The organism is Phocaeicola acetigenes (assembly GCF_027529745.1).
Lineage (GTDB): Bacteria > Bacteroidota > Bacteroidia > Bacteroidales > Bacteroidaceae > Phocaeicola > Phocaeicola acetigenes.
Genome location: NZ_JAPZVM010000004.1, coordinates 164,257 through 188,689, shown reverse-complemented (window position 1 = coordinate 188,689; position 24,433 = coordinate 164,257). Strand labels below are relative to the sequence as shown.

Below are 24,433 nucleotides of genomic sequence, written 5' to 3'. Positions count from 1 at the left end.
TGAGGCAGAGACGAAAGTAAATATCAGGAAAGCTCAAGGCCGAATGCTTCTTTAAGCTTCAGCAAATCCGGATTTTTTTTGCTCATCATCTGGAAACGTTCCACATGGCTGTAGGCCCGGATGTTTTCATTGGCTTCACTTACCCGTGTCGTCATTCTTATCTGGCGGTTATGAAGCTGCTGGCGCAGGTGAGCCTCTATTTGTGGTGCAAGCTGTTGCATGTATTTTTGTGCCAGTTCGTTATCGACCACTACTTCAAATGTCTTTTTGTCGGAAAGCAGATGAGGCTGTATATTCATCATACGTCCGGCATTTGCTGCTTCCTCTTTAGGCAGGCGGGCAGCAAATTCTCGCCAGTAATAATCCAGATCTTTTTCGTTGAAGATGTAATCTTCGTAGTTCTCCTCTTCTTGCGGTTGAACGGCTTTTACCGTTGCTGTTGTGCTTGTATTGGTAGGAGCAACCGTTTGGGGGCGTCGGATGGAAATACCTAAATTCCCGGCTTTCATCACAGGAATTTTTTTATCGGTATTTTGAACTGCCGGCTGTACTCCTTTGGGGGCAGCAGCTTGCGGAGTGTTTGACGGCCCTTGCGGAGGTGTAGTTTTGGTTCCGGCTGCTACCGGTGCGTGAGGCTGTGGAGCCGGTGCCTGAGGAGCTGTACCGACAGGAGAGTGAGTTGCATTTCCCTGCGGTCTCGCTGTAGTATTTCCTCCTGTAGTCTGAGCTGTATTGGTCTGTACAGAAGTTGCACCTTGATTGAATACCGGAGACAGGTTCTTTTTCGTCCCTTGTGGAGGAGTCGGGTTTTCCGGTCCCATTGTCAGCTGGGCTACTTGTATAAGGGTCAGTTCCACCAGTAAACGTTTGTTCTTACTGAGGCGATAGTTCAAGTCGCAGTCGTTGCACAGTTTCATGGCCTGATACAAAAACTGAGGAGTGCACTTCTGAGCCTGGGCACGATAGCGTTCACGGATAGAAGCACCCACTTCCAGCAAAGTCAGAGTAGCCTCGTCCTTGCTGACCAGCAAATCGCGCAAGTGCGAAGTCAGTCCCGTGATGAAGTGGTTTCCATCGAATCCTTTTTTCAGAATATCATTGAAGATGAGCAAACTTTCTGCTATTTTGTTTTCCAGAAGAAAGTCTGTCAAGCGGAAATAATATTCATAATCCAGTACATTCAGATTCTCTATTACACTCTTGTATGTAATATGTCCGTTGGTAAAACTTACCACCTGGTCGAATATAGACAAAGCATCACGCATACCTCCGTCGGCCTTTTGTGCAATTACATTCAAGGCTTCCGGTTCGGCTTCGATATGCTCTTTTCTGGCTACATTTTCCAGATGCTCTACGGTATCGCTTACACTGATGCGGCTGAAGTCATAAATCTGACAACGGCTCAGAATCGTAGGAAGTATCTTGTGCTTTTCTGTAGTAGCGAGAATGAAGATGGCATGATGAGGAGGCTCTTCCAAAGTTTTCAGAAAAGCATTGAATGCAGCCTGAGAAAGCATGTGCACCTCGTCTATGATATACACCTTGTACTTTCCTATCTGTGGCGGAATACGTACCTGGTCTATCAGCGAGCGGATGTCTTCCACAGAGTTGTTTGATGCAGCATCCAGTTCATGTATATTATAAGAACGTTGTTCAATAAACGCCCGGCACGATTCACATTCGTTGCATGCTTCCCCTTCGGCCGTGGGATGCAGACAGTTGATGGTCTTGGCAAAGATTCGTGCGCAAGTAGTTTTTCCTACTCCACGAGGCCCGCAGAAAAGATAAGCATGTGCCAGTTTATGACTGGCAATCGCATTTTTCAGCGTTGTGGTCAAGGCTTTTTGTCCTACTACGGTATCAAAAGTTGCAGGGCGGTATTTGCGTGCCGAAACGATGTAATTCTCCATAAATTTTGTTCTTTATAAATGCAAAAATACATAAATTCTCCGTTTTCGCATGGCTTGCAATGATTTATTTCTATCTTTGCAGCACGATAAAACAAGTGTAAATCTTTATGAGTAAGCTGGTTCTGTTTTGGAATTTTATTCGTCGGCATAAGTATGCGATAACCCTTGTTACTTTTGCGCTGATTATAGGTGTGCTTGATGAGGAAAACAGTTTGTTGCAACGTTTTTCTCATTGGCGGGAAATTAATAAGCTGAAATCTGAGATAACATTTTATCGCAATCAGTACGAACGCGACAGCAAGCGTCTGAAGGAGATATCTTCAGATCCGGAAGCTTTGGAAAAGGTAGCTCGTGAGAAATATCTGATGAAAAAGCCCAATGAAGATATTTACATATTCGAGGAAGATTTGAACAAGAAACAATAATGAACAAATATTATACGGTTATTTCTGCTGTAGGAGCAGTGTTGTTGCTGATAGGAGCCATGTTGCAAATCACAAAACTGTTTTTTGCTCCTTATGTATATATAGTAGGTGCGGTGATGTTTGCCTATGTACAAGTTATGTCCGGATATGAAGGCCGTAACATTGTAATCCGCCGTTTGCGCCGTCAGCAAGTGATAGGAGCCATGCTGCTGGTTGTAGCCGGAGTGATGATGATTCTCTGGCACCGCAACGAGTGGGTGGCCTGTCTGAGTATAGCAGCCGTACTTGAACTGTATACCGCCTTCCGTATTCCGCAGGAAGAAGAGCGCGAAAAGAAACAATAATATTTCCTCTATTTTGCAATCTCTGTATTGCTATTCTTTTGCTTTATAATTTTTTTCTCTTCTAAACCGGTTTATTTTATTCCAAAAAGCCTGCGGAAAGCAAAAAAAAGGCTGATTATTGGATTGATATCCGTTTTTTTGCTACTTTTGCACAGTTTTGGGCGGGGTGTGCCAATGCGTAAAGGTACTGTACGTCCGGAATAATTAATAGAAGATACTAATTAAATCGTAAAGCATGATACACAAAGTATTAATAGCTAATCGTGGTGAAATTGCTGTACGTGTGATGCGCTCTTGTCGTGAAATGGGCATTCGTACAGTGGCAGTGTTTTCCGAAGCCGACAGAACGGCTCGCCACGTACTTTATGCTGACGAAGCCTGTCTGATAGGTCCAGCAGCTTCTCGTGAAAGTTATCTGAATATTGATAAGATTATCATGGCAGCCAAGCGTCATGGTGTAGATGCCATTCATCCCGGTTACGGCTTCTTGTCGGAAAATTCCGAATTTGCCCGTCGTTGCCGCGAAGAAGGTATTATCTTTATCGGTCCCGATCCTGAAACAATGGATGCAATGGGTGATAAGATTTCTGCCCGTAAGCACATGATTGCAGCTGGAGTTCCGGTTGTTCCGGGTACCGAAAAACCACTTCAAAGTGTAGAAGAAGCCATACGTATTTGTAACGAGATTGGTTATCCTGTCATGCTGAAAGCCTCTATGGGAGGTGGTGGTAAAGGTATGCGACTCATTCACAACGAAAGCGAAGTGGAAGAGGCTTACAATACTGCCCGTTCAGAATCAATGTCTTCTTTCGGTGACGATACCGTTTATCTGGAAAAATTCGTAGAAGAACCTCATCATATCGAGTTCCAGATTTTGGGAGACAATCATGGCAACGCTGTACATTTGTTCGAACGCGAATGTTCTATTCAGCGTCGTAACCAGAAAATCGTAGAAGAAACTCCTTCTCCTTTTGTGACTCCCGAATTGCGTCAGAAAATGGGTGAAGCTGCTGTAGCAGCTGCCAAGGCTGTCAACTACAAGGGAGCCGGTACAATTGAGTTCCTGGTAGACAAGCACCGCAATTTCTACTTTCTGGAAATGAATACCCGTTTGCAGGTAGAACATCCTATCACAGAAGAAGTAGTAGGTGTGGATTTGGTAAAGGAACAGCTTCGTATTGCCAACAACGAACCGTTGCACTTCAAGCAGGAAGACCTGAAACAGCGCGGACACGCTATCGAATGCCGTATCTGTGCAGAAGACTCAGAAAACAACTTCATGCCTTCTCCGGGTATCATCCGTCAGCTGATTGAACCGAACGGTATCGGAGTACGTATCGACAGCTATGTATACGAAAGCTACGAAATTCCTATTTACTACGACCCGATGATCGGTAAGCTGATTGTATGGGCTACTACCCGTGAATTTGCTATCGAACGTATGCGTCGTGTGTTGTACGAATACAAGATTACAGGTCTGAAGACCAACATCGGTTATCTGCGTCATATTATGAATGTGCCCGATTTCGTTGAAGGACATTATAATACACTGTTCATTCCGAAACATCAGGATATGTTGCGCGAATGGGCCGGACAGAAAGAAGAGGAAACCGAAAACATCGCCATGATTGCTGCGTATATCGACTACCTGATGAATCTGGAAGAAAACAACTCCGGCTCATCCGATAATCGTCCTATCAGCCGCTGGCGTGAGTTTGGCCTGAAAAAAGGAGTATTACGAATTTAAGTTTGTAAGTTTTTAAGTTTTTGAGTTTGTTTTCATCATTCGTACTATAACGGACTCAAAAGCTGGACAAACTCAGGAACTGCAAACTTAAAAGACTTATCAACTTAAAAACTCAAAAGATATGGAAATACATATTGGTGATAGAATTGCCGATGTTACACTGGTTAGCAAGGAAGGTAACAAAGTGCAACTGACAATCGACGGTGTTCCTTACGATGTAGATATCGTAATGGCAGAAAACGGAAGTTGCTCTATTTTGCACGAAGGTAAATCGTACAATGCCGAACTGATCCGTAAGGAAGGTGGAAAAAGCTATACCGTCAATGCACATTACCAGTCGTACAACATCGATATCATTGACTCGCAGGCTAAATATTTGCGCATGCGAAAAGGAGGTGAAGAGAAACAGCAGGACAAGATTGTTTCTCCAATGCCGGGTAAGGTAGTGAAGATTCCTGTAAAGGTGGGCGACCGTCTGCAGGCTGGCGACATTGTAGTGGTAATTGAAGCCATGAAGATGCAGAGTAACTACAAGGTAAACAGTGAGTGTGTGGTAAAGGAAATCCTGGTGAACGAAGGAGACTCTGTAAACAGCAACCAGGTGATTATGACACTCGATGTAGTAAAAGAGGAGGAATAAACTTATGACAACAGCAGAACAATATAAAAAATTCGAGGAGTTGGATAAACTGGCTTCTCAAGGTGGTGGAGTAGAACGTGTAGAAAGACAGCATGCCAACGGACACATGACTGCACGCGAACGTATCGACATGTTGCTCGATAAAGGTACATTCAATGAAATCGACAAGCTGGTTATCCACCAGTGTACTGATTTCGGTATGGACAAGAACCACATCCCTGGCGACGGTATCGTATGCGGATATGGTAAAATCGACGGCCGTCTGGTTTATGTATATGCATACGACTTCACTGTATACGGTGGTACATTGAGTGCTACCGGTGCCAAGAAAATCGTAAAAGTACAGGAACTGGCTCTGAAAAACGGTGCTCCTGTCATTGCTTTGAACGACTCGGGTGGTGCACGTATTCAGGAAGGTGTAGGCAGTATCTCAGGATATGCTTCTATCTTCTACCAGAATACCATTGCTTCGGGTGTAATCCCTCAGATTTCTGCTATTCTGGGTCCTTGTGCAGGTGGAGCATGTTACTCTCCGGCTCTGACCGACTTTATCTTCATGGTGAAGGAAAAGAGCCACATGTTCATCACTGGTCCGGATGTAGTAAAAGCTGTGACACACGAAGAAGTTGACAAGGAAGAACTGGGTGGTGCGTATACACACAGCAGCAAGAGTGGTGTCACTCACTTCCTGTGCGATACTGAAGAAGAAACTTTGATGAGCATCCGTGAGCTGTTGAGTTTCCTTCCGTCAAACAACATGGAAGATGCACCGATGCAGACTTGCACCGATGACATCCGCCGCGCAGAAGAATCATTGATGACTGTGATTCCAGACGATCCGAACATGCCTTATGATATCAAGAATATCATCGAACCGGTAGTCGACAATCACTATTTCTTCGAAGTAATGCCTCACTTTGCAAAGAACATTGTAGTAGGTTTTGCTCGTTTGGGCGGTCGTTCGGTAGGTATCGTTGCCAACCAGCCGGCTTATCTGGCAGGTGTGCTCGATATCAATGCTTCCGACAAGGCTTCTCGCTTCATCCGTTTCTGCGACTGCTTCAATATTCCTATCGTTACCTTCGAAGACGTACCGGGCTTCCTTCCGGGCTGTACACAGGAACACAACGGTATCATCCGTCACGGTGCGAAGATTGTATACGCTTATGCAGAAGCTACTGTGCCTAAGATTACTGTGATCACCCGTAAGGCTTACGGTGGTGCATACATCGTAATGAACAGTAAACCTATCGGTTCGGATGTAAACTTCTCTTATCCTACTGCGGAAATCGCTGTAATGGGTGCCGACGGTGCTGTAAACATCCTGTACCGCAAGGCTACTCCGGAAGAAAAGGCAAAAGCTGTAGAAGAATACAAGGAAAAATTCTCGAATCCGTATCGTGCAGCAGAGCAGGGATACATCGATGAAATCATCCTGCCGAAGGATACACGTTACAAGTTGATTCAGGCATTGGAAATGACTCAGAACAAGAGCCAGAGCAATCCTCCTAAGAAACATGGTAACATGCCGCTGTAATTGAAATAAGATTCAATACATATAGTAGAAAGCAGAAATACGTTGGGTATTTCTGCTTTTTTTAGTTTATACAGGTATTTTCCCGGAAGTACATTTTCTCCTTTGGGTTGAAATAATTTTCCGTTGCCTGAGCCTTTCTTTAAGCATGCGATTACGCGACTTGAATCGTGAGCTCACGATACTTGTATCGTAAGCGAATGGTATTAGTCACGTAAGCTCACGATTCAAGTCGCGTAAATTGGATGCAAAAATCAGCAGTTTTGCCCCGAAAACGACAACTGCGAATGTAACACGGAAAAGAGATTTTAAAGAGTAAAGAATTTTCAATATTTTATTAATCAGTGCCTTACGCTGAAAGATGAAAGATATGAAGCGTGTTTTGTATAATGTTTCAAAATGTACACTAAAACCCCCACCTTTAAAGGTGGCTATTTTGTTGTCATTGCTGCAACATAGTAAAAATATCCTTCATATCTTTCATAAGGCAAAAACTATATTGATTATCAAGGAATAACGCTGAAAGATTGCCCCAAAAACAATCTTTCATAACCTATCATAACCTATCATGCTGCCCTCGGTTCTGTTTCATCGGACAGGGCAGTACTTGCAGCACTTACACTCTTGTAAGCTTCCCCTGCTTGCGGATAGTCATCCAGTAAGCAGTGAGCACCAGTGTACCGGTCAGTATCCACGATACGGGATAAACCAGCATCAGTATATCATATCCTCTCCATACCGGGCAAACTGCATATACCCAAACCATACGGAGCATGCAGGTACCGAAAACCGTGAGCAGGGCAGGAGTGAGCGATTTGCCCATTCCACGCATCGAAGAACCGGCTATTTCGTAACTGCTGGCAAGGAACTGAAGAGCCAGTACCAGATGCATGCGGATGCTGCCGTAATGTTGTACTTCGGGCACGTTGGAGAAGAAACTCAGGAAGAATTCATCCTGCCAGGCAAAAAGCCAGTTGAAGGCAGCGCAGAAAGCTACACTGGAGGCCATACAAGTCCAGAAGATACGGCGTACGCGGTCCATTTTTCCGGCGCCGTAGTTTTGTGCAATAAAGCTGATGGCTGCTCCGTTGAATCCCTGTATGATGAAATAGCAGTAATACTCGAAGTTGAGGGCTGCAGAAGAGCCGGCAATGGCATCGGCACCGTAGGTATTGATAGACGACTGTACTACTACATTCGAGATGGAGAATATCATACCTTGCAGTCCGGCTGGTACTCCAATCCGCAGCATGCGGTTCAGCTCCGTCCAGTTGATTTTCATCTTGTCGAAATGCAGGCGGTAGGGTTCTTTCTCTTTTCGGAGCAGACGGATGATGAGGCTTGCACTGACCATGTTGGCCACTCCGGTAGCAATTGCCACTCCGGCTACCCCCATTCCGAAACCGATGACGAAAAGCAGGTTGAGCAACGTATTGACTATTCCCGCCATAACCAGAATGTAGAGCGGACGCCGGGTATCGCCCATACTGCGCAGAATGGCGGCACCAAAGTTGAATACCATGATAAACGGCATTCCGAGGAAATAAATACGCAGATACATCACCGCATCGTCGAGCACATCGGGAGGAGTTCCCATCCAGCTCAGAATCGGTCTTGCCACACTTACTCCCAGTATCAGCAGGAAAAATCCGCTGAGCACAGCTACAAGAGCCACTGTATTGATGGCATTGTGTATACTTTTCTCGTCTTTCTGTCCGATGTGGTTGGAGATGATGGCACAGGCTCCCATCGAAATTCCTACAAACAGATTGATGAGCAGTCCGATGACCGGAGCATTGCTTCCCACCGCCGCCAGTGCATTGCTTCCTACAAAATGACCTACCACGGCCACGTCTACCGAGTTGAACAGTTCCTGCAACAGACTGCTGGCTGCCATAGGCAGGGCAAATAGTAATATTTTCTTAAACAGCGGTCCGTTGAGCATGTCTATCTCGTTGCTTCGGGAGCGCTTTTCGCTTACGCTATTATCCATATACCTTTATACCTTAAAAAAACGGATGCAAATTTACATGTTTTTTTTATAGGCTGTTTTACAGAAGACTCGGTTGGTTTTCGTTTTTGATGTTTTTATACATTAAGCCGGGTTTTTGGGCCGGTATTTCGCCACAGACAAGGGAAAATAGCTGTGTAGAGTGAAAAAGGAGTAAAAGATGAAGCAATAACAAGATAGTACAAGAAAAACGAGATATTTTATACTGTGCTTGTGGTGAAATAGTCGTTTCTTTGCACTATCAAATCACTGTGAAAAATAAATATGAATAAACACAATAAGTAATCAATATGAATAAAATCGGAAAGTTTTTTTTGACAGCTACCTTGGGTTGCCTGACTGCGTCAGCATGGGCTAATGAAGAAGATGATTTGAGAATCGTGCAGAAACAGATTCTTGAAAATCGGACCATCGATGAGGTGAACCGAATGGCTCATCAGATTGTTTCTTCCGGATTGAATGCCGGAGACGGATATGGGGAAGTGTGGATCAGAGACTTCAATACCTTTATTCAAGTGGCTATGGATGTATCTCCCGATTCTGTGGTGACACATGCCTTGAATACATTTTTCCATTTCCAGGGAAAAACCGGTGATATCGTAGACGGATATATTGATATAAAGAAAGCTGAACTGGATAATGTGGGCGGATATAAATACAGACTGGCAGATTCTTGTCCTCAGTATGCTGCTCATAAAAATACAGTAGAAACAGACCACGAAACATCGCTTATTCAGGCCGTGTATCAGTATGTAAAGAAGAGTGGTAATAAGGCTTATCTGAAGTCGGTTATCAACGGAAAGACTGTAGAACAGCGTCTGGAAGATGCGTTGAACTTCCTGATGACAGAGAAATTCAACAAGCAGTATGGATTGATTATCGGTGCTACAACAGCCGACTGGGGGGATGTGCAGCCGGAACATGCATGGGGAGTAGAGATTGATGAGAATACTCATTTCTCTATCGATATTTACGACAATGCCATGCTGATTATCGCATTGAATAACCTGATGGAACTGACCGACGATCAGGCTAAGAAAGATAAGTATGCAGCTATCAAGGCGGATTTGTCTAAGAATATCCGCAAACATTTGTGGGATAAGGAAAAAGGAAAATACATTCCTCATATTTACTTGAACGGATCGCCTTTCCCGGCTTCGTTCGATGAAAATCAGATTTATTATCATGGAGGTACAGCGGTAGCTATTCTGGCAGGTCTTCATTCGAAAGAAGAAATTGCAGATGCAAACCGTAAGATGCTGGAAAATGTAAAGGCTGCCGGTGCACAGACTATCGGCTTGACCATGTATCCGACTTATCCGGCAGGTGCATTCCAGGGTGTGGGCATGTATCCGTACGGTTATCAGAATGGTGGTGACTGGACTTGGTTTGGTGCCCGTATGATTTGGGGACTGATTGAAAACGGGTTTATCAAAGAAGCATATACAGAACTGGTGCCGATGCTGAACCGCGTGGTAGCAAACAAAGGATTCAACGAATGGTATACACAGTCGGGCGAGCCTAAGGGTTCGGGTACTTTCCGTGGCGAAGCCGGTGTATTGGTAAAGGCCATCGAAATGATGCGCGACTGGGCTAAGAATTATCAGGCTGCTCCTGTGAAGAAAGAAGAAGGCAATAAGGTCTTGTTTACTTTCGGTCAGTCGAATTCTGCAAATCACGGACAGGGCTTGTACAAACCGCATAATAAGGTGTTGAACTATTTCGAAGGAATGACTTATCCGTCACAGGATCCGCTGATTGGTGCTACCGGCGAAGGCGGTAGTGTATGGAATATCCTGGCCGATAAGATGATTGATGCGAAGATGGCTTCTTCTGTAACACTGATTCCTATCGGTGTTGGTGGTGTGGAAATCTCTGCCTGGGCAGAAGGTGGCTTCCTGAATGGTAAACTGATTGAGACTATCGAACAGATGAAGAAACAGGGTATCGAACCCGACTACATCTTGTGGCATCAGGGAGAAAGCGACAATATCGCCAATACTTCTACAGAAGATTATATCCGTATGTTCGAAAATATCCGTGAAGCTTTCCGCTCTCGTGGCATCAACGCTCCTATCGTAGTGGCTGTAGCAAGCTATCATCCTAACTGTCTGGAAGAAGACAAAGGATGCAGCCGGGAAATCCGTGAAGCACAGATGCAGTTGGCTAAGAAATACAAGGATATTTACTTAGGTCCTGATACAGATAAGTTGGATAAGGCTTACCAACGTGCCGATGGAGTTCATTTCTCTTCATTGGGTCAGCAGGAACATGCAGACGGTTGGCTGAAAGCGTTGAAAAATATAAAGTAACTTTATAATGCAAATAGGTATTATGAATATATATAAATTATTGATAGTATGGGCTTGTATGTCCATACTATCTGCTTTTTGTTCGGTAGTGTATGCCGGAGAAGTGAAAGTCATTTCCCGCATGAATTATTATACCAATGAAGCAAAAGCGGAGATTCTGGTTTGTCTTCCTGAAGAAGAAAATGTGCCTTATACAGTAGCAGAGTGGGAAGGAAATAAGGTTGCCTTGCATAAAGGAGTGAATGTGCTTTCTATCCCGATGTCTTCTTTGAAAAAGGGAAACAATACTTGTGCGGTTGAACTGAAGTCGGAAACTGAAACTGAGCAATATCCGGTAGAGGTATTGTGTTTGCCGGCTAAGGCCAATGAAGTGAAGATAGACCGCCTGACAGGAGCGTTGCGTGTAGAAGGCTGGCAGTGGATGCCGGTAGGATTTTATTCCAGCCTGAACGGAAGAAACTTTGATTTTCTGCGTAGTGAAGTGACTCAAGGCATCAACCTGTATTCGCCTTATCATAACATTACGGAAGACAACCGTGCCGACCGTATGGCGTATCTGGATCTTTGTGCTCAGTTGGGTATAAAGGTGAACTATAATGTATGCAGTCTGGCAGGCAGTCAGGGTGTGGGACTGAATATCAAGGCTACTCAGGAGGAAAAACTTGCTGCCTTGCGCGAAGAGATTCTGAGAGTGAAAGATCATCCGGCTTTGCTGTCGTATTATATTGCCGACGAACCGGACGGACAGGGAGTAAGTCCGGAGGTACTGAAACGTTCTTACGACCTGATTCATGAACTCGACCCTTATCATCCGGTATCTGTGGTTATCATCAGCTCGTTGCCGGCACGCCGTTATGCCGATACTTACGATATCATCATGGCCGATCCTTATCCGATACCTAACGGACCGGCATCATCGGCTTCTGATATGATTCGTGAAATTTACGAACAGATGCGTTATGAAAAGGCTGTATGGCTTGTACCGCAGGTGTTTGGTGGGGGAGAAATCTGGACACGCGAACCTTCTGCCCGTGAAGTGCGTGCCATGGTGTATGGCAGTGTGCTGGAAGGTGCCCGTGGTGTACAGGGTTTCCACCGTATGCCCGACTCCGGTTCTCCGCTGTTGTGGAACGGATTCAAGGAAGTGGCTGTAGAGCTGCAGCAGATTGCTCCTTATCTGTATGATGCCTATTCGTACAAAGTACAGGTAGGAGAAGGGTTGCTGGCACGTGTGTTCCATCGTGAAGGTCGTCTGCTGGCTGTGGTACAGAATATGCAGAACAAACCTCGTGAAATTGCTGTATCCTTGAAGGAACAGGTTGCAGACGGAACTCCGGTTCAAGTGATATTCGAGGATCGTGAAGTCGTTGTAAAGAATGGACAATTTAGCGATATACTGGCACCGTTTGCTACAGGAGTATATAAAATCAAACCTGTAAAAGAGGCTTCGGCTGTCGTAGCAGGAAATCTTTCTGTCAACCCGAGCTTTGAACTCTCTGTGGAGGCTGGTCAGATGACCGGTGGTAGTGGAGGAGCCGGCGGTAAGGGCGCTACACTGATGCCCGATACGCGTGTGGCTTTCGACGGAGAAACTTCACTCCGTCTGCACAATCCTTTCCCCGATGCAGGTGCAGCGCGTGGCTTGTTCCCTATAGACAATGAATCGGACCGTACTTATATTCTTTCGGTCTGGGCACGTACAGACCAGCGTACTTTGGATTTGCATCGTGCAAAAGGAACAAAACTGACCTTTAAACTGGCATTGGGTTCACTGGGTGAGAAGGAGTTTGAACTGACCGATACTGCATGGACTCGTTTCCAACTGGTATGCCCTCCTCGGGAATACAAGCGTACACATCATGGCGGAGCGGCCGGATCCATTACATTAAGAGGAGAGGGTACTGCCTGGTTCGATTTGGTACAGATTACTCCGGAACTTTCTATTCTGCCGCAGCGTACTGCTGATGGAAAAGGTTTCATGGTATCCATGGATTGTTATCTGGAAGGGGGAGAGATACGTTATACGACCGATGGCAGCGAACCGTCCAAGCGTTCTTCTCTTTACCAGTCGCCTTTCGAAGTACGTAGCGTGAAAACAATCCGTGCACGTGTATACGACAAGGACGGAAAGGCTTATGCAGAAGAATCGCAGACTATTGCTGCGCACAAGGCTCTGGATGCCAAGGTGACTTATCTGAAGCCTTATAGTCCGAAGTATACAGCCGGAGGAGACGGAGCAATGACCGACGGACGTTTTGCTCCTCTGAATGCACAGGCTCCTTTGTGGCATGGGTATATCGGCAACGATATCGACTTGGTTGTAGATTTGGGTAGCGTACAGCGTATCAACCGTGTTTCTTTAGGTTTCATGCAGTCGCTTACCGCATGGGTAATGCCTCCAAAGGAAGTGGAAGTACTGGTTTCTGAAGATGGAGAAAACTTCCGTTCCGTGAAGAAGATACGTTATGGAGAGGCACGTCAGGGAGCCGGAGAATACGATTATATCCGTATTCCTTTCACTTTTGAAAAGTTGAAAAAAGACGCCCGCTATGTACGTATCAAGGCGGTACATCCTCAGACTTTACCATCCTGGCACCGTGTACAGGGTGAGTCCTGGATGTTTATTGATGAAGTTGTAATAGAATAAATAGGCATCGAATCAAATCTATTTTTAAGTGTAAAGTAAATGTATTAATGTTGCATTACTTAAGAAAAGCAGCCGCTGATGTGAATCAGCGGCTGCTTGCTTTTTTCCTGATAAGTCTTTATGATAGAAATGTTATATCTTCCGGAAAGGTGGCTTCACTACCTGTGCCTTCAGTTTCCGGCCTCTGTTGTCAAGATATATTTCTGTTCCGGGAGTTGCATATTCTGTTTTTACATATCCCATTCCGATTCCGATTTTACGGGTAGGCGACATGGTTCCGGAAGTCACATGTCCTATGGTTTCACCTTCTGAGTTGGTCAGCGCATAGCCATGGCGAGGGATGCCTCGGTCTATCATTTCAAAACCTATCAGTTTTCGTGATACACCTTCTGCCTTTTGTTTTTCGAGGAAGGCTCTGTTGGTAAAGTTTTTGCCCTCTACAAATTTGGTAATCCATCCCAGTCCGGCTTCCAACGGCGATGTAGTATCGTCGATGTCGTTTCCATACAGGCAGAAGCCCATTTCCAGTCTGAGGGTATCGCGTGCTCCCAGACCTATTGGTTTGATACCGAATTCAGCACCCGCTTCGAAGATAGCGTTCCATATCTTCATGGCATCCTGAGGATAGAAATACAGTTCGAAGCCTCCTGCACCGGTATATCCTGTATTCGAAATGATGACTTCCGGTACACCTGCAAATTCTCCGGTCCGGAATGTATAATAAGGAATCTCAGACAGATTGACGGGAGTCAGCTTTTGTAGTGTGTCGATAGCTTTGGGACCTTGTATCGCCAACTGACCGATGTGGTCGGATGAGTTCTCAAGTTCTGCTCCTACGCTATTATGCGATACACACCAAGTCCAGTCTTTGTCTATATTGGCTGCGTTTACTACCAACATGTACTTTTCCGGTTCGTAAGCATAAACCAGCAAATCGTCTACGATACCTCCTGTTTCATTGGGAAAGCAGGTATACTGCACTTTCCCAGGTGTGAGGACAGCTGCATTGTTGGAAGTGACTTGTTGGATAAATTCGAGTGCATGCGGACCTTTTACCCAAAATTCTCCCATGTGCGATACGTCGAAGACACCTACTCCCGTACATACGGTCATGTGTTCGTCTATGATTCCGGAATATTCGATAGGCATGTTGTAGCCTGCAAATTCATGCATCTTGGCACCCAGTTCGATGTGCTTGTCTGTAAATGGAGTTGTTTTCATAACTGCTATAGAAAATAAGGTTTTGATGGCAAGATAGCAATTATTTCTCAGATGGCAAGGATTGCACAGCGTAAATTTAGGGGAGGGTATATACAAATCACGTGAGCCATCGAGAATAATACCGTTGGCCCACGTGAATATGATAATGAGTTGTTGTCTTGATTAATATCTTTTGGCAGTCAGTTCGGCAATCTTGACGATTACGTTCATGGCCTTTTCCATCGACTGGATAGGAACAAATTCATAACGTCCGTGGAAGTTCAGTCCTCCGGCAAAGATATTGGGGCAAGGCAGTCCTTTGAACGACAGCTGTGCTCCGTCTGTACCTCCGCGAATTGCTTTTACTTTAGGCTCTACTCCAGCTTCCTGCATGGCAGCAAAAGCAATATCGATGATATGCATCAGCGGTTCCACTTGCTGGCGCATGTTGTAATACTGATCTTTCAGTTCCACACAAACTGTGTCATTGCCATATTTTTCGTTCAGTTTTGCAGCACACTCCTGCATGAAAGCTTTCCGTGCTTCGAATTTCTGACGGTCATGATCACGGATGATGTAAGAAAGGGTAGACGATTCTACTTCCCCCTCCATACCAATCAGGTGATAGAAACCTTCATAACCTTCGGTAGTAGCTGGAGTTTCGTTGGCAGGCAGCATGGAGATGAATTCATGAGCCACCAGTTGCGAGTTGATCATTTTGTTTTTGGCATATCCCGGATGTACGTTACGTCCTTTTACATGTACTTTGGCAGCAGCGGCATTGAAGTTTTCAAACTCCAGTTCTCCCACTTCTCCTCCGTCCATGGTATAAGCCCATTTACATCCGAACTTTTCTACATCGAACTTGTGTGCTCCCAGACCGATTTCTTCATCCGGATTGAATCCGATACGGATTTTTCCGTGTTCTATTTCCGGATGCTCTTTCAGATAAGCGATGGCAGAAATGATTTCAGCAATACCGGCTTTGTCGTCGGCTCCCAGCAGGGTGTGTCCGTCGGTTACGATAAGGTCTTCTCCCTTGTGATCCAGCAGTTCAGGGAACTGGCGGGGCGACAGGATAATGTTTTCTTCTGCACACAAAGGAATGTCTGTACCGTCGTAAGCAGATACGATGCGTGGTTTTACATTGGCTCCCGACATGTCCGGACTGGTATCCATATGTGCAATGAATCCGATAACTGGGATGTTACGTGTCGTATTGGCCGGTAATGTGGCGAACAGATATCCGTTGTCATCGAGACTGATTTCCTCCAGTCCAAGTGCTTCGAGTTCTGTTTTCAGATATTGTGCAAAAACCATCTGTTTGGAAGTACTGGGTGTTACTTCGGTGGTTTCGTCGGATTGTGTGTCGAAAGCTACATACTTTAAAAAGCGTTCTGTGATAGTCATATCTTTAAATTGTTAAATTTAGATGAGGTAAAGGTAGCAATTCGAGATTGAACAGACAAGGATATATTCGTTAAAAAGATATACAAGACCACAAAGTCTTACAAATAGTCTAAGTTAATCGGAAGGAGTTTTGTAACTTTGCAGCCGTATTTTAACAGTATTGTATGAAAAAAATAATTATATTCCTCTTATTGTGTCTGAATCTGCTCAGAGGAGTTGCACAGACACAAGACAGTATTCAGTTTGTAGATATTATTCAGCCTACCAAAGTTCTTCAGGAAACCTTGCAAAAAGATTCTTTGATGAGCAAGAAAGAGGCACGAAAACTGAAAAAGAGTCAGCGGAATCTACATTATAATATATTAGGTGGTCCCAGCTATACTCCCGACTTCGGTCTGCTGGTAGGGGGAAGTGCCTTGATGACTTTCCGTTTAAATCCGAAAGACACCACCATGCGTCGTTCAGTGTTGCCGGTAGCTATGGCTTTTATGTTCAATGGAGGATTGAATATAATGGTAAAGCCACAGCTGTTTTTCAAAGACGACAAGTTCCGTATATTCGGACAATTCAGTTATAAAAATACGCAGGAAAATTTCTACGGGGTAGGATACAGCACCAATAAAAACTACGAGCGAAGTGATTCTACCAGTCAGTACCGTTATAGCGGAATACAGTTCAATCCCTGGTTCCTGTTTCGTATAAAGGACAGCAATGTGTTTTTAGGACCACAAATTGATTTGAACTATGATAAGATTACCGATCCGGCCAAACACCTGGCTACACAGGAAGATTTTGCGGCAGCCGGAGGTAATGCCAATGGATATACCAGTTTCAGTTCGGGTCTGGGTTTCCTGCTGACATACGATACCCGCGATGTACCGGCCAATCCTTATAAAGGTGTTTATGTGGATTTCAGGGGGTTGATGTATCAGAAATGGTTGGGAAGTGACGAGAACTTTTACCGCTTCGAGCTGGATTATCGACAGTACAAGAGTGTGGGAGAACGTAGGGTAATTGCCTGGACGGCTCAGACCAAGCATGTGTTAGGTTCTCATATACCATTAAATAAATATGTATTGAGCGGAACACCGTTCGATTTGCGCGGATACTATATGGGACAGTATCGCGATAAATCTTCGCATGTAGTGATGGCCGAATACCGTCATATGTTTAATACCGACCGCAGCAACTGGTTTAAGAAACTGATTTACCGTCTGGGATTTGTGGCCTGGGGAGGATGCGGTTTCATGGGACCTACTCCGGCGAAGATAGAAGGAGTATTGCCTAATGCCGGACTGGGGCTGCGTATTGAAGTGCAGCCCCGTATGAATGTGCGTCTGGATTACGGACGTAACTTTGTGAACCGGCAGAATCTGTTCTACTTTAACATGACAGAGGCGTTCTGATTCTGTTTAGAACAGCGACCACGATACGGTGAGTCCGGCCATGACAATGGCCACCATACTCATCAGTTTGATAAGAATATTCAGACTGGGACCGGAGGTGTCTTTAAACGGATCGCCTACGGTATCCCCAACTACGGTGGCACGGTGTACCTCACTTCCCTTGCCACCGAAGTTTCCTTCTTCTACATATTTCTTTGCATTGTCCCAGGCTCCCCCTGCATTTGCCATGAAGATGGCCAGTACGAAACCGGACGACAGGCCGCCGGTCAGCAAGCCAATTACTCCCGGAACTCCGAAGATTAGTCCGGTGAGGATAGGGGCAATGATAGCCAGCAACGACGGAAACAACATTTCCTTTTGTGCTCCCTGTGTGGAAATGGCTACACACCGGGCATAGTCGGGCTCGGCTTTTCCTTCCAATATGCCCTTTATCTCACGGAACTGCCGGCGTACCTCTTCCACCATGTGGGCTGCTGCACGTCCTACGGCATTCATGGTCAGTCCGCAGAACAGGAAGGCCATCATACTGCCTATGAACATGCCCGAAAGTACCTTCGGATTCATCAGTGTCACGTCGTAATATATCATGAAGTCTGTAAAACTGGCTTTATGCAGAGGGACACTTTCTCCGCCGGGCAACTGAAGTACGGTATTTCCCAAGCGTTCCAGTCCGATACGTATTTCCTCAATATACGAAGCCAGCAGAGCCAGTCCGGTCAGTGCAGCAGAACCGATGGCAAATCCTTTTCCTGTGGCAGCTGTCGTATTTCCTAACGAGTCGAGTGCATCGGTGCGTTTGCGCACTTCTTCTCCCAGTTCACACATTTCCGCATTACCTCCGGCATTATCGGCAATCGGACCATAGGCATCTGTTGCCAGTGTGATTCCCAGTGTAGACAGCATACCTACAGCTGCAATTCCGATTCCGTAGAGTCCCATGCTGATGTTCGAAAGGTCGAATCCGGAGGCCAGCCAGTAAGATAGAATGATGCCCGCAACTACAGCGATTACCGGAATGGTAGTGGAAATCATTCCCAGTCCGATACCCGAGATGATGACAGTCGCCGGTCCTGTCTTTCCGCTTTCGGAGAGTTTCCGTGTGGGCTTATACGATTGCGAAGTATAATACTCGGTAGAGCGTCCGATGATGATACCTACTGCCAGTCCTACTACCACTGCCCATGCGATGTATTGCCAGTTGGTGATATTCAGCAACCATAAGATTCCGAAAGTAGCAGCTACAATCAGTAGGGAACTCAGATTCGTACCGCGTGAAAGTGCCTGTAACAGTTCTTTCATATTTTCCCCTTCCCGGGTACGTACCGTAAAGATACCGATGATGGAAAGCAGAATCCCCACTGCGGCAATAAGCATCGGTGCAATGACAGCCTTAAACTGCATATCCGTATTTCCTGAACCGATAAAAGCTGCCGCACCTAGTGCTGCCGTAGCCAGAATGGAACCGCAATACGACTCGTACAGGTCGGCTCCCATACCAGCCACATCGCCCACGTTGTCACCCACATTGTCGGCAATGGTTGCCGGGTTTCGCGGGTCGTCTTCCGGAATGCCGGCTTCTACTTTACCAACCAGGTCGGCTCCTACATCGGCTGCTTTGGTATAGATGCCTCCTCCTACGCGGGCGAAGAGAGCCTGAGTAGAAGCTCCCATACCAAAAGTAAGCATGGTTGTGGTAATCATGCAGAGTTTCGAAGTCGGATTCATCATATCTTCCGGAACGCAGTGATCCAGCAAGAGATACCAGAAAGAAATGTCGAGCAGTCCCAGTCCTACTACCACCAGTCCCATGACAGCCCCGCTTCGGAACGCAATGCGCAGCCCTTTGTTGAGTGAGCTTCGTGCAGCATTAGCTGTACGTGCAGAGGCATAAGTGGCAGTCTTCATACCCAGATAACCAGCCAGACCGGAGAAAAATCCACCGGTAAGAAAGGCTACCGGAACCCAGGAATTTTGCAGATTGAATCCGTAGGCCATGACGGCAAAGAGCACTACCAGTACCGCGAATACCCATGCCACGACTTTATATTGCTGTTTCAGATACGACATGGCGCCTTTGCGCACATGTGAAGCTATTTTTTGCATGGCGGGAGTACCTTCGCTTTCCTGCATCATCTGCCGGTAGAAATAACCGGCCAGTACCAGTGCCAGAAGCGAGGCAGCCGGTACAATCCAAAAGAGGTATGTTTCCATGTTGATCCGATTTAAAAGTTATGCCTAAATATATGGATTTTCAGCGAAATGGAAGGTGTAAAAACTTGGTTTTATTGTTCTTTTTATCGGATGCAGGCGGTTTTGATTTTTCTCCGTTTTACGCGACTTGTATCGTGAGCTCACGATACTATTACCGTTGGCTTACGATACAAGTATCGACAGGCAACGATACAAGTCGCGTAAAACGGGGGTAGAAGTGGCAGGAGAGAGGACAGAAAAAGAGGCTGTACCGGGAAGGAGAAGTGAGGAAATCGCTTTCTCGTTTTCCGATACAGCCTCTTTTGTGACTGTACAATCAGACTGGTCTGATTATGGTTTCCTTTTTGCCTGTACGGCTTTGTGCAGATACTGTACAGACTTCGGGGTTAGTAACTGAGTTTTACTCCGGCAAAGTAAGAGCGCGGCATTCCCGGTCCGTAGATGTAGCCCGAGTCACGGTCTTTACCTTGGTCGAAATCCTTCTGGTATGCATTGAAGAGATTCTGTACACCTGCATTAATCTGCAGGTTGATATTCTTGTACAGATTAAACTCGTAACCAGCCTTGAAGTTCACTTCCATGAACGACGGAGTTTTTTCCGTACGGTCTTTTTCGATGTATCCGGCACGGTGCTCTACCAGCATGGAACCGGTATAAGTGCCCGACAAAGCTAAGGTAAGCGGTTTCACCGGATTGTAAGTCAGCGTGAAGTATCCGTAAAGGTTCGGAGTGCGGAACATACGTTTCTCCAGCGGGAGATCGGCGTCGTCGCTCCAGTTTCGTGCTTCCTTGTATTCTGCTTGCTGTAAGGTGACACCGGCCTGGAATTGTAGCAGACTGCGGTAAGCCAACTTGCCTTCTACGGTCATGCCGTATACTTGAGCACCACTTTCGTTGTAGCGTTCGTTTATCAGGATACCGTCGATGGTGCCCAGTTGTCTCAATGCAAATACGTCAGACAGAGAGGTGTAGAAACCCTCTATCAGCAAGTTTCCTTGCCAGTCTCCCCAGCGGTGATACATGTCGGCAGACAGGCTTACACTCTGCGATTTCTCTTCGGTCAGATCTTTGGCCAACTGAATCATCGAAACGGTACCTCCTACATTGGCAATGTGCAGGTCTTCATCGAAAGCCTGAGGCGCACGGAAACCGAATGAGTAGCTGGCACGGAAGTTCAGGTTTTCTGTCGGGTTGAAACGGAGGTTTGCTCTCGGACTGAAGATGATATGATTCATCAGATTATGCTTGTCGAGACGTCCTCCGATGAGGAATCCCCATTTCTTGTTTTTCCATTCGTTCTGGAAGAACGCGCTGGCAATGCCCACTCGCTGGTCTGTATAGCGGTTGTATCCCCACATTTCGTCGTGCAGCTTGTCTTCGTTGTACTCGATACCTCCGGTAAATTCGGCCGGCATGAACAGGCATCGGTCGAAGTTGTAGTTGTATTGTGCACCTGCCACCCAGGTGAGGTCGGTAGTAGAACCATAGGCATTGAGGTCCTGGTTCCCGCCATAGTAGCTGTCGCGGTTGATGTGCTGTGCCGATGCATAGATGCTCAGACGCTGTTTTTCATTGGGCGAGAAATAGTCGAACTTCACACTTCCGGTATTGATGCTGTGTTTGGTCTGTTCGGCAATGTCTGCTTCGTGGGCAGGACGTTCCAGCAGATTACCTCCTCTTCTGTATTCCTGCAGATGATGGTATTCGAAAGTCAGCTTGGTATACGTACTGGTCTTGAGGAACGAACGGAACCCCAGGGTCTGGTTATTCAGTTCCGGCAGTTCGGTAAAACCATCACCGTCGGCATCATAACCGCTACGTTCTCTGTTCTGTCCGAATACGTAAAGTCCCGCCTTATGATTGTCTGTCACCAGCGATGCATTCAGTGTAGTATTGTTTTCGAATACAGTAGTACCGCCAATACCGGTAAGGGTATGCGAGAACTGTCCGGAGTTGTGTGTAGGTTCTTTGGTGATGATGTTGATGGTTCCGGCAATGGCTGAAGAACCGAACAAGGCAGAACCTCCTCCGCGCATTACTTCTACACGCTCAATCATGTTGGCAGGAATCTGTTCCAGTCCGTATACTCCCGACAAGGCACTGAAGATAGGGCGTGAGTCGATGAGAATCTGTGTATAAGGACCGTCCAGACCGTTGATACGTACCTGCTGGAAGCCGCAGTTCTGGCAGTTATTTTCTACACGTACACCCGGTTGGAAGTTGAGGCCCTGTGCCAGACAGCTGGAGTTGGTGTTTTCGAACACCTTCATGTCCATTACGTTGACCAGTGTAGGAGCCAGTCGGCGGGTCGTTTCGTTGCGGTTGGCCGATACCACTACACCGTCTAGGGCAATCATGTCTTCTTCTATTTCGAAGTTTATCTCTACGGTTTTACCCTTTTTCAGATGAACGTTTTTGGTTACGGTCTTATAGCCTACCGAGCGGACTTCTACGGTAAAATCCCCTTCCGGCAGATTCTTGAGGAAATAGTGTCCGGTTTCGTCGGTCACGGTTCCGATGGTAGTTCCTTTCAGTGAGATATTGATGAACGACAGATGTTCCTGTGTATGCTTGTCTACTACGTGTCCTAATAAGTTGGCATCCGATCCTTCCGGATTATATGCATATAAAGTACAGGGAATCAAGGTGAATATGATTCCTAAAACGAATGTATATAAAGTTTTCATTTCTTTTGTAATTATAAAATTGGTTCCTGTTTTTGTCCGTACACAATCTTCCCTTTCGTGCATACGGCATGAAAGTGTGCTGAGGGCGTTTGTCCGGTTTTGTAAAATGAAATACGGGTACACACGCTCTCATACACGTGCAGGGTGTATGCAAGTATCAGGTTCTATACATCTCAGGGGAGAGGATAGAACGTGCAGGGATAAAATGTGTAAGGATGTTTTTTACTTGTCTGTTTTATGCAGTAAACCAACAAGAGGGCGGAGCACGCAGACGGATGCCCTTGCTGTGAAGACGGTACTGCTTACGCGGCAAGGCCGGTATCAGTAAAGTGAAGCAAAGGCACAGGTATAGTGGGAGCGGATAAGATGGAAGTACCTCTCCCGAAGTGAAGAAATGAGACAGGAAGAAAATGGTTTCCAACTGTCCGGCAGTATGGGTATGTTCTGCTTTACCCGGGTGTGAGTGGACCACAATTACCCCGTTTACCACATGGCTATGGGTAAACATCATGATTCCCCCTAAATAAAATACAAACAGTAGGGGAAGAAACAGACGGATAATTGAGTTTATTTTCTTTTTACCACTCATTGGTTGCTATACTCTGCAAGGTGCAGATGTCTTGTATTGTTTAAAAAATATTTGAGACCTTGCGGCATCAGTCCATTTGCTGGTAGTTTTTGGCCAGTCCGCCTTCGCTGGTTTCCTTGTACAGGGAAGGAAGGTCGTGTCCGGTCTGTTTCATGACTTCTACTACCTTGTCGAAGGATACACGGTGATGTCCGTCTGTGAAAGCCGAATAGATATTGGCATCCAGTGCACGTGCTGCGGCATAGGCATTTCGTTCGATACACGGAATCTGTACCAGTCCGCATACCGGGTCGCACGTCATGCCCAGGTGATGTTCCAGTCCCATTTCGGCTGCATATTCTATCTGTGCCGGACTGCCTCCGAACAATTGGCTCGCTGCGGCTGAGGCCATGGAGCAGGCTACTCCCACTTCGGCCTGACATCCGGCTTCTGCTCCGGAGATGGAAGCATTGTGCTTCACGATGTTTCCTACCAGACCGGCTGTAGCCAGTGCACGGAGAATACGTGCGTCGCTGAAATCGCGGCTCTTCTGCAGGTGATATAGAACGGCCGGAACCACTCCGCATGCTCCGCAAGTAGGAGCTGTTACAATCTTTCCTCCCGATGCATTTTCTTCGCTTACAGCCAGTGCATAGGCGAAGACCATTCCTCTGGAACGTAACGAGTCTTTATAGCCTTTGGAACGTATGTAGTAGGACGATGCCTTACGGCGGAGATTCAACGGACCAGGCAGTACACCTTCCGCGTCGAGTCCGCGGTGGATGGCTTCTTTCATGGTTTCCCAGACTTCTGCCAGATAGTCCCATATTTCTTTACCTTCGCATTGCTCTACATATTCCCAGTAGCTTCTTCCGGTGTGTTCGCACCAGTACAGAATCTGGCTCATGGTACCCATCGAATACACTTCGGGGGTAGCTGTACGGTCGTGTCCTTCTTCTGCCAAAGCTCCTCCTCCTACACTGAATACAGTCCATTCGTCGGTTACTTTCTTCGATGCATCCAGCGATTTGAAGGTCATACCGTTCGGATGGAAAGGGAAGAAGATGTGCGGTTTCCATAAAATCTCTACCGGGGCATGTGGCTCCATGGTATCGAGGATGGCAACATCTGTCATGTGCCCTTTGCCTGTAGCTGCAAGGCTTCCGTAAAGGGTTACTTGAAAGGAAGCAGCTTCGGGATGTTTGGCCAGAAACTGTTCTGCGGCTTTACGAGGTCCCATCGTGTGACTGCTCGACGGACCTGTACCGATGCGGTATAATTCTCTGATTGATTTCATGCTGCAAAGGTAATAAAAAACTGAATATATAATTCGCCGTAACAGGGAATATGAGTGTAGAAAAAAGGAAAAAAAGGATAGTTG

The 24,433-nt window shown here is 46.1% G+C and carries 17 protein-coding genes; 9 read left to right on the top strand and 8 right to left on the bottom strand.

What is annotated here, in order from left to right:
* Window positions 1-23: 23 nt before the first annotated feature.
* Entirely contained in the window at window positions 24-1,910 is a 1,887-nt protein-coding gene (locus O6P32_RS07155) for a DNA polymerase III subunit gamma/tau (RefSeq protein WP_269877692.1), read from the bottom strand.
* A 107-nt stretch (window positions 1,911-2,017) separates the two neighbouring features.
* On the opposite strand from O6P32_RS07155, the gene O6P32_RS07150 reads away from it, so the two are divergent.
* The 5 genes from O6P32_RS07150 to O6P32_RS07130 all read left to right on the top strand — a co-directional run bounded on the left by O6P32_RS07150 (window position 2,018) and on the right by O6P32_RS07130 (window position 6,603).
* A complete protein-coding gene (locus tag O6P32_RS07150) occupies window positions 2,018-2,335 on the top strand; it encodes an FtsB family cell division protein (RefSeq protein WP_178266704.1) in 318 nt (105 codons plus the stop codon).
* On the top strand, window positions 2,335-2,679 hold the full coding sequence (locus O6P32_RS07145) for a hypothetical protein (RefSeq protein ID WP_269877690.1): 345 nt from the start codon (window positions 2,335-2,337) through the stop codon (window positions 2,677-2,679). Before O6P32_RS07150 ends, O6P32_RS07145 begins: the two co-directional genes overlap by 1 nt.
* Window positions 2,680-2,914: 235 nt before the next feature.
* Entirely contained in the window at window positions 2,915-4,426 is a 1,512-nt protein-coding gene (accC, locus tag O6P32_RS07140) for an acetyl-CoA carboxylase biotin carboxylase subunit (RefSeq protein WP_178266706.1), read from the top strand.
* Between the two features lie 121 nt (window positions 4,427-4,547).
* The gene (locus tag O6P32_RS07135) at window positions 4,548-5,066 is read left to right on the top strand and encodes a biotin/lipoyl-containing protein (RefSeq protein ID WP_178266707.1); all 519 of its coding nucleotides are present in this window, start codon (window positions 4,548-4,550) and stop codon (window positions 5,064-5,066) included.
* 4 nt (window positions 5,067-5,070) lie between these two features.
* On the top strand, window positions 5,071-6,603 hold the full coding sequence (locus O6P32_RS07130; RefSeq protein ID WP_269877688.1) for an acyl-CoA carboxylase subunit beta: 1,533 nt from the start codon (window positions 5,071-5,073) through the stop codon (window positions 6,601-6,603).
* A 613-nt stretch (window positions 6,604-7,216) separates the two neighbouring features.
* Here O6P32_RS07130 and O6P32_RS07125 read toward each other — a convergent pair.
* Window positions 7,217-8,593 carry an MATE family efflux transporter gene (locus O6P32_RS07125; protein ID WP_269877687.1) on the bottom strand — a complete coding sequence of 459 codons (1,377 nt, stop codon included), beginning with the start codon at window positions 8,591-8,593 and terminating at the stop codon, window positions 7,217-7,219.
* A 308-nt stretch (window positions 8,594-8,901) separates the two neighbouring features.
* Between O6P32_RS07125 and O6P32_RS07120 the strand changes: the two genes are divergently transcribed.
* Both O6P32_RS07120 and O6P32_RS07115 read left to right on the top strand, forming a co-directional pair.
* Window positions 8,902-10,923 carry a sialate O-acetylesterase gene (locus tag O6P32_RS07120; RefSeq protein WP_269877685.1) on the top strand — a complete coding sequence of 674 codons (2,022 nt, stop codon included), beginning with the start codon at window positions 8,902-8,904 and terminating at the stop codon, window positions 10,921-10,923.
* A gap of 22 nt (window positions 10,924-10,945) precedes the next feature.
* Entirely contained in the window at window positions 10,946-13,570 is a 2,625-nt protein-coding gene (locus O6P32_RS07115) for an FN3 associated domain-containing protein (protein ID WP_269877683.1), read from the top strand.
* A gap of 132 nt (window positions 13,571-13,702) precedes the next feature.
* On the opposite strand, the gene gcvT is transcribed toward O6P32_RS07115, so the two are convergent.
* Together gcvT and pepT are read right to left on the bottom strand one after the other, a co-directional pair.
* Window positions 13,703-14,791 (bottom strand): glycine cleavage system aminomethyltransferase GcvT, encoded by a 1,089-nt coding sequence (gene gcvT, locus O6P32_RS07110; RefSeq protein WP_269877682.1) that lies wholly within the window; start codon window positions 14,789-14,791, stop codon window positions 13,703-13,705.
* Window positions 14,792-14,953: 162 nt separating this feature from the next.
* Window positions 14,954-16,180 (bottom strand): peptidase T, encoded by a 1,227-nt coding sequence (pepT, locus tag O6P32_RS07105; protein ID WP_269877681.1) that lies wholly within the window; start codon window positions 16,178-16,180, stop codon window positions 14,954-14,956.
* A 164-nt stretch (window positions 16,181-16,344) separates the two neighbouring features.
* Here pepT and O6P32_RS07100 point away from each other — a divergent pair, with 164 nt between their 5' ends.
* Window positions 16,345-17,586, top strand: coding sequence for a BamA/TamA family outer membrane protein (locus tag O6P32_RS07100; protein WP_408636052.1), 1,242 nt, complete (start codon window positions 16,345-16,347; stop codon window positions 17,584-17,586).
* Window positions 17,587-17,592: 6 nt separating this feature from the next.
* Here O6P32_RS07100 and O6P32_RS07095 read toward each other — a convergent pair whose 3' ends face one another.
* Window positions 17,593-19,797: a sodium-translocating pyrophosphatase gene (locus tag O6P32_RS07095; protein ID WP_269877679.1), complete on the bottom strand. Its 2,205-nt coding sequence runs from the start codon at window positions 19,795-19,797 to the stop codon at window positions 17,593-17,595.
* A 157-nt stretch (window positions 19,798-19,954) separates the two neighbouring features.
* On the opposite strand from O6P32_RS07095, the gene O6P32_RS07090 reads away from it, so the two are divergent.
* Window positions 19,955-20,194, top strand: a complete 240-nt coding sequence (locus O6P32_RS07090) for a hypothetical protein (RefSeq protein WP_269877678.1) — start codon at window positions 19,955-19,957, stop codon at window positions 20,192-20,194.
* Here the strand turns inward: O6P32_RS07090 and O6P32_RS07085 are convergent.
* The 3 genes from O6P32_RS07085 to O6P32_RS07075 form a co-directional block, all read right to left on the bottom strand.
* On the bottom strand, window positions 20,184-22,454 hold the full coding sequence (locus O6P32_RS07085) for a TonB-dependent receptor (protein WP_408636054.1): 2,271 nt from the start codon (window positions 22,452-22,454) through the stop codon (window positions 20,184-20,186). The two genes, O6P32_RS07090 and O6P32_RS07085, sit on opposite strands and share 11 nt — an antisense overlap.
* 265 nt (window positions 22,455-22,719) lie before the next feature.
* Entirely contained in the window at window positions 22,720-23,073 is a 354-nt protein-coding gene (locus tag O6P32_RS07080) for a hypothetical protein (RefSeq protein WP_178266718.1), read from the bottom strand.
* A gap of 67 nt (window positions 23,074-23,140) precedes the next feature.
* Window positions 23,141-24,349 carry an L-serine ammonia-lyase gene (locus O6P32_RS07075; RefSeq protein WP_178266719.1) on the bottom strand — a complete coding sequence of 403 codons (1,209 nt, stop codon included), beginning with the start codon at window positions 24,347-24,349 and terminating at the stop codon, window positions 23,141-23,143.
* Window positions 24,350-24,433 lie beyond the last annotated feature (84 nt).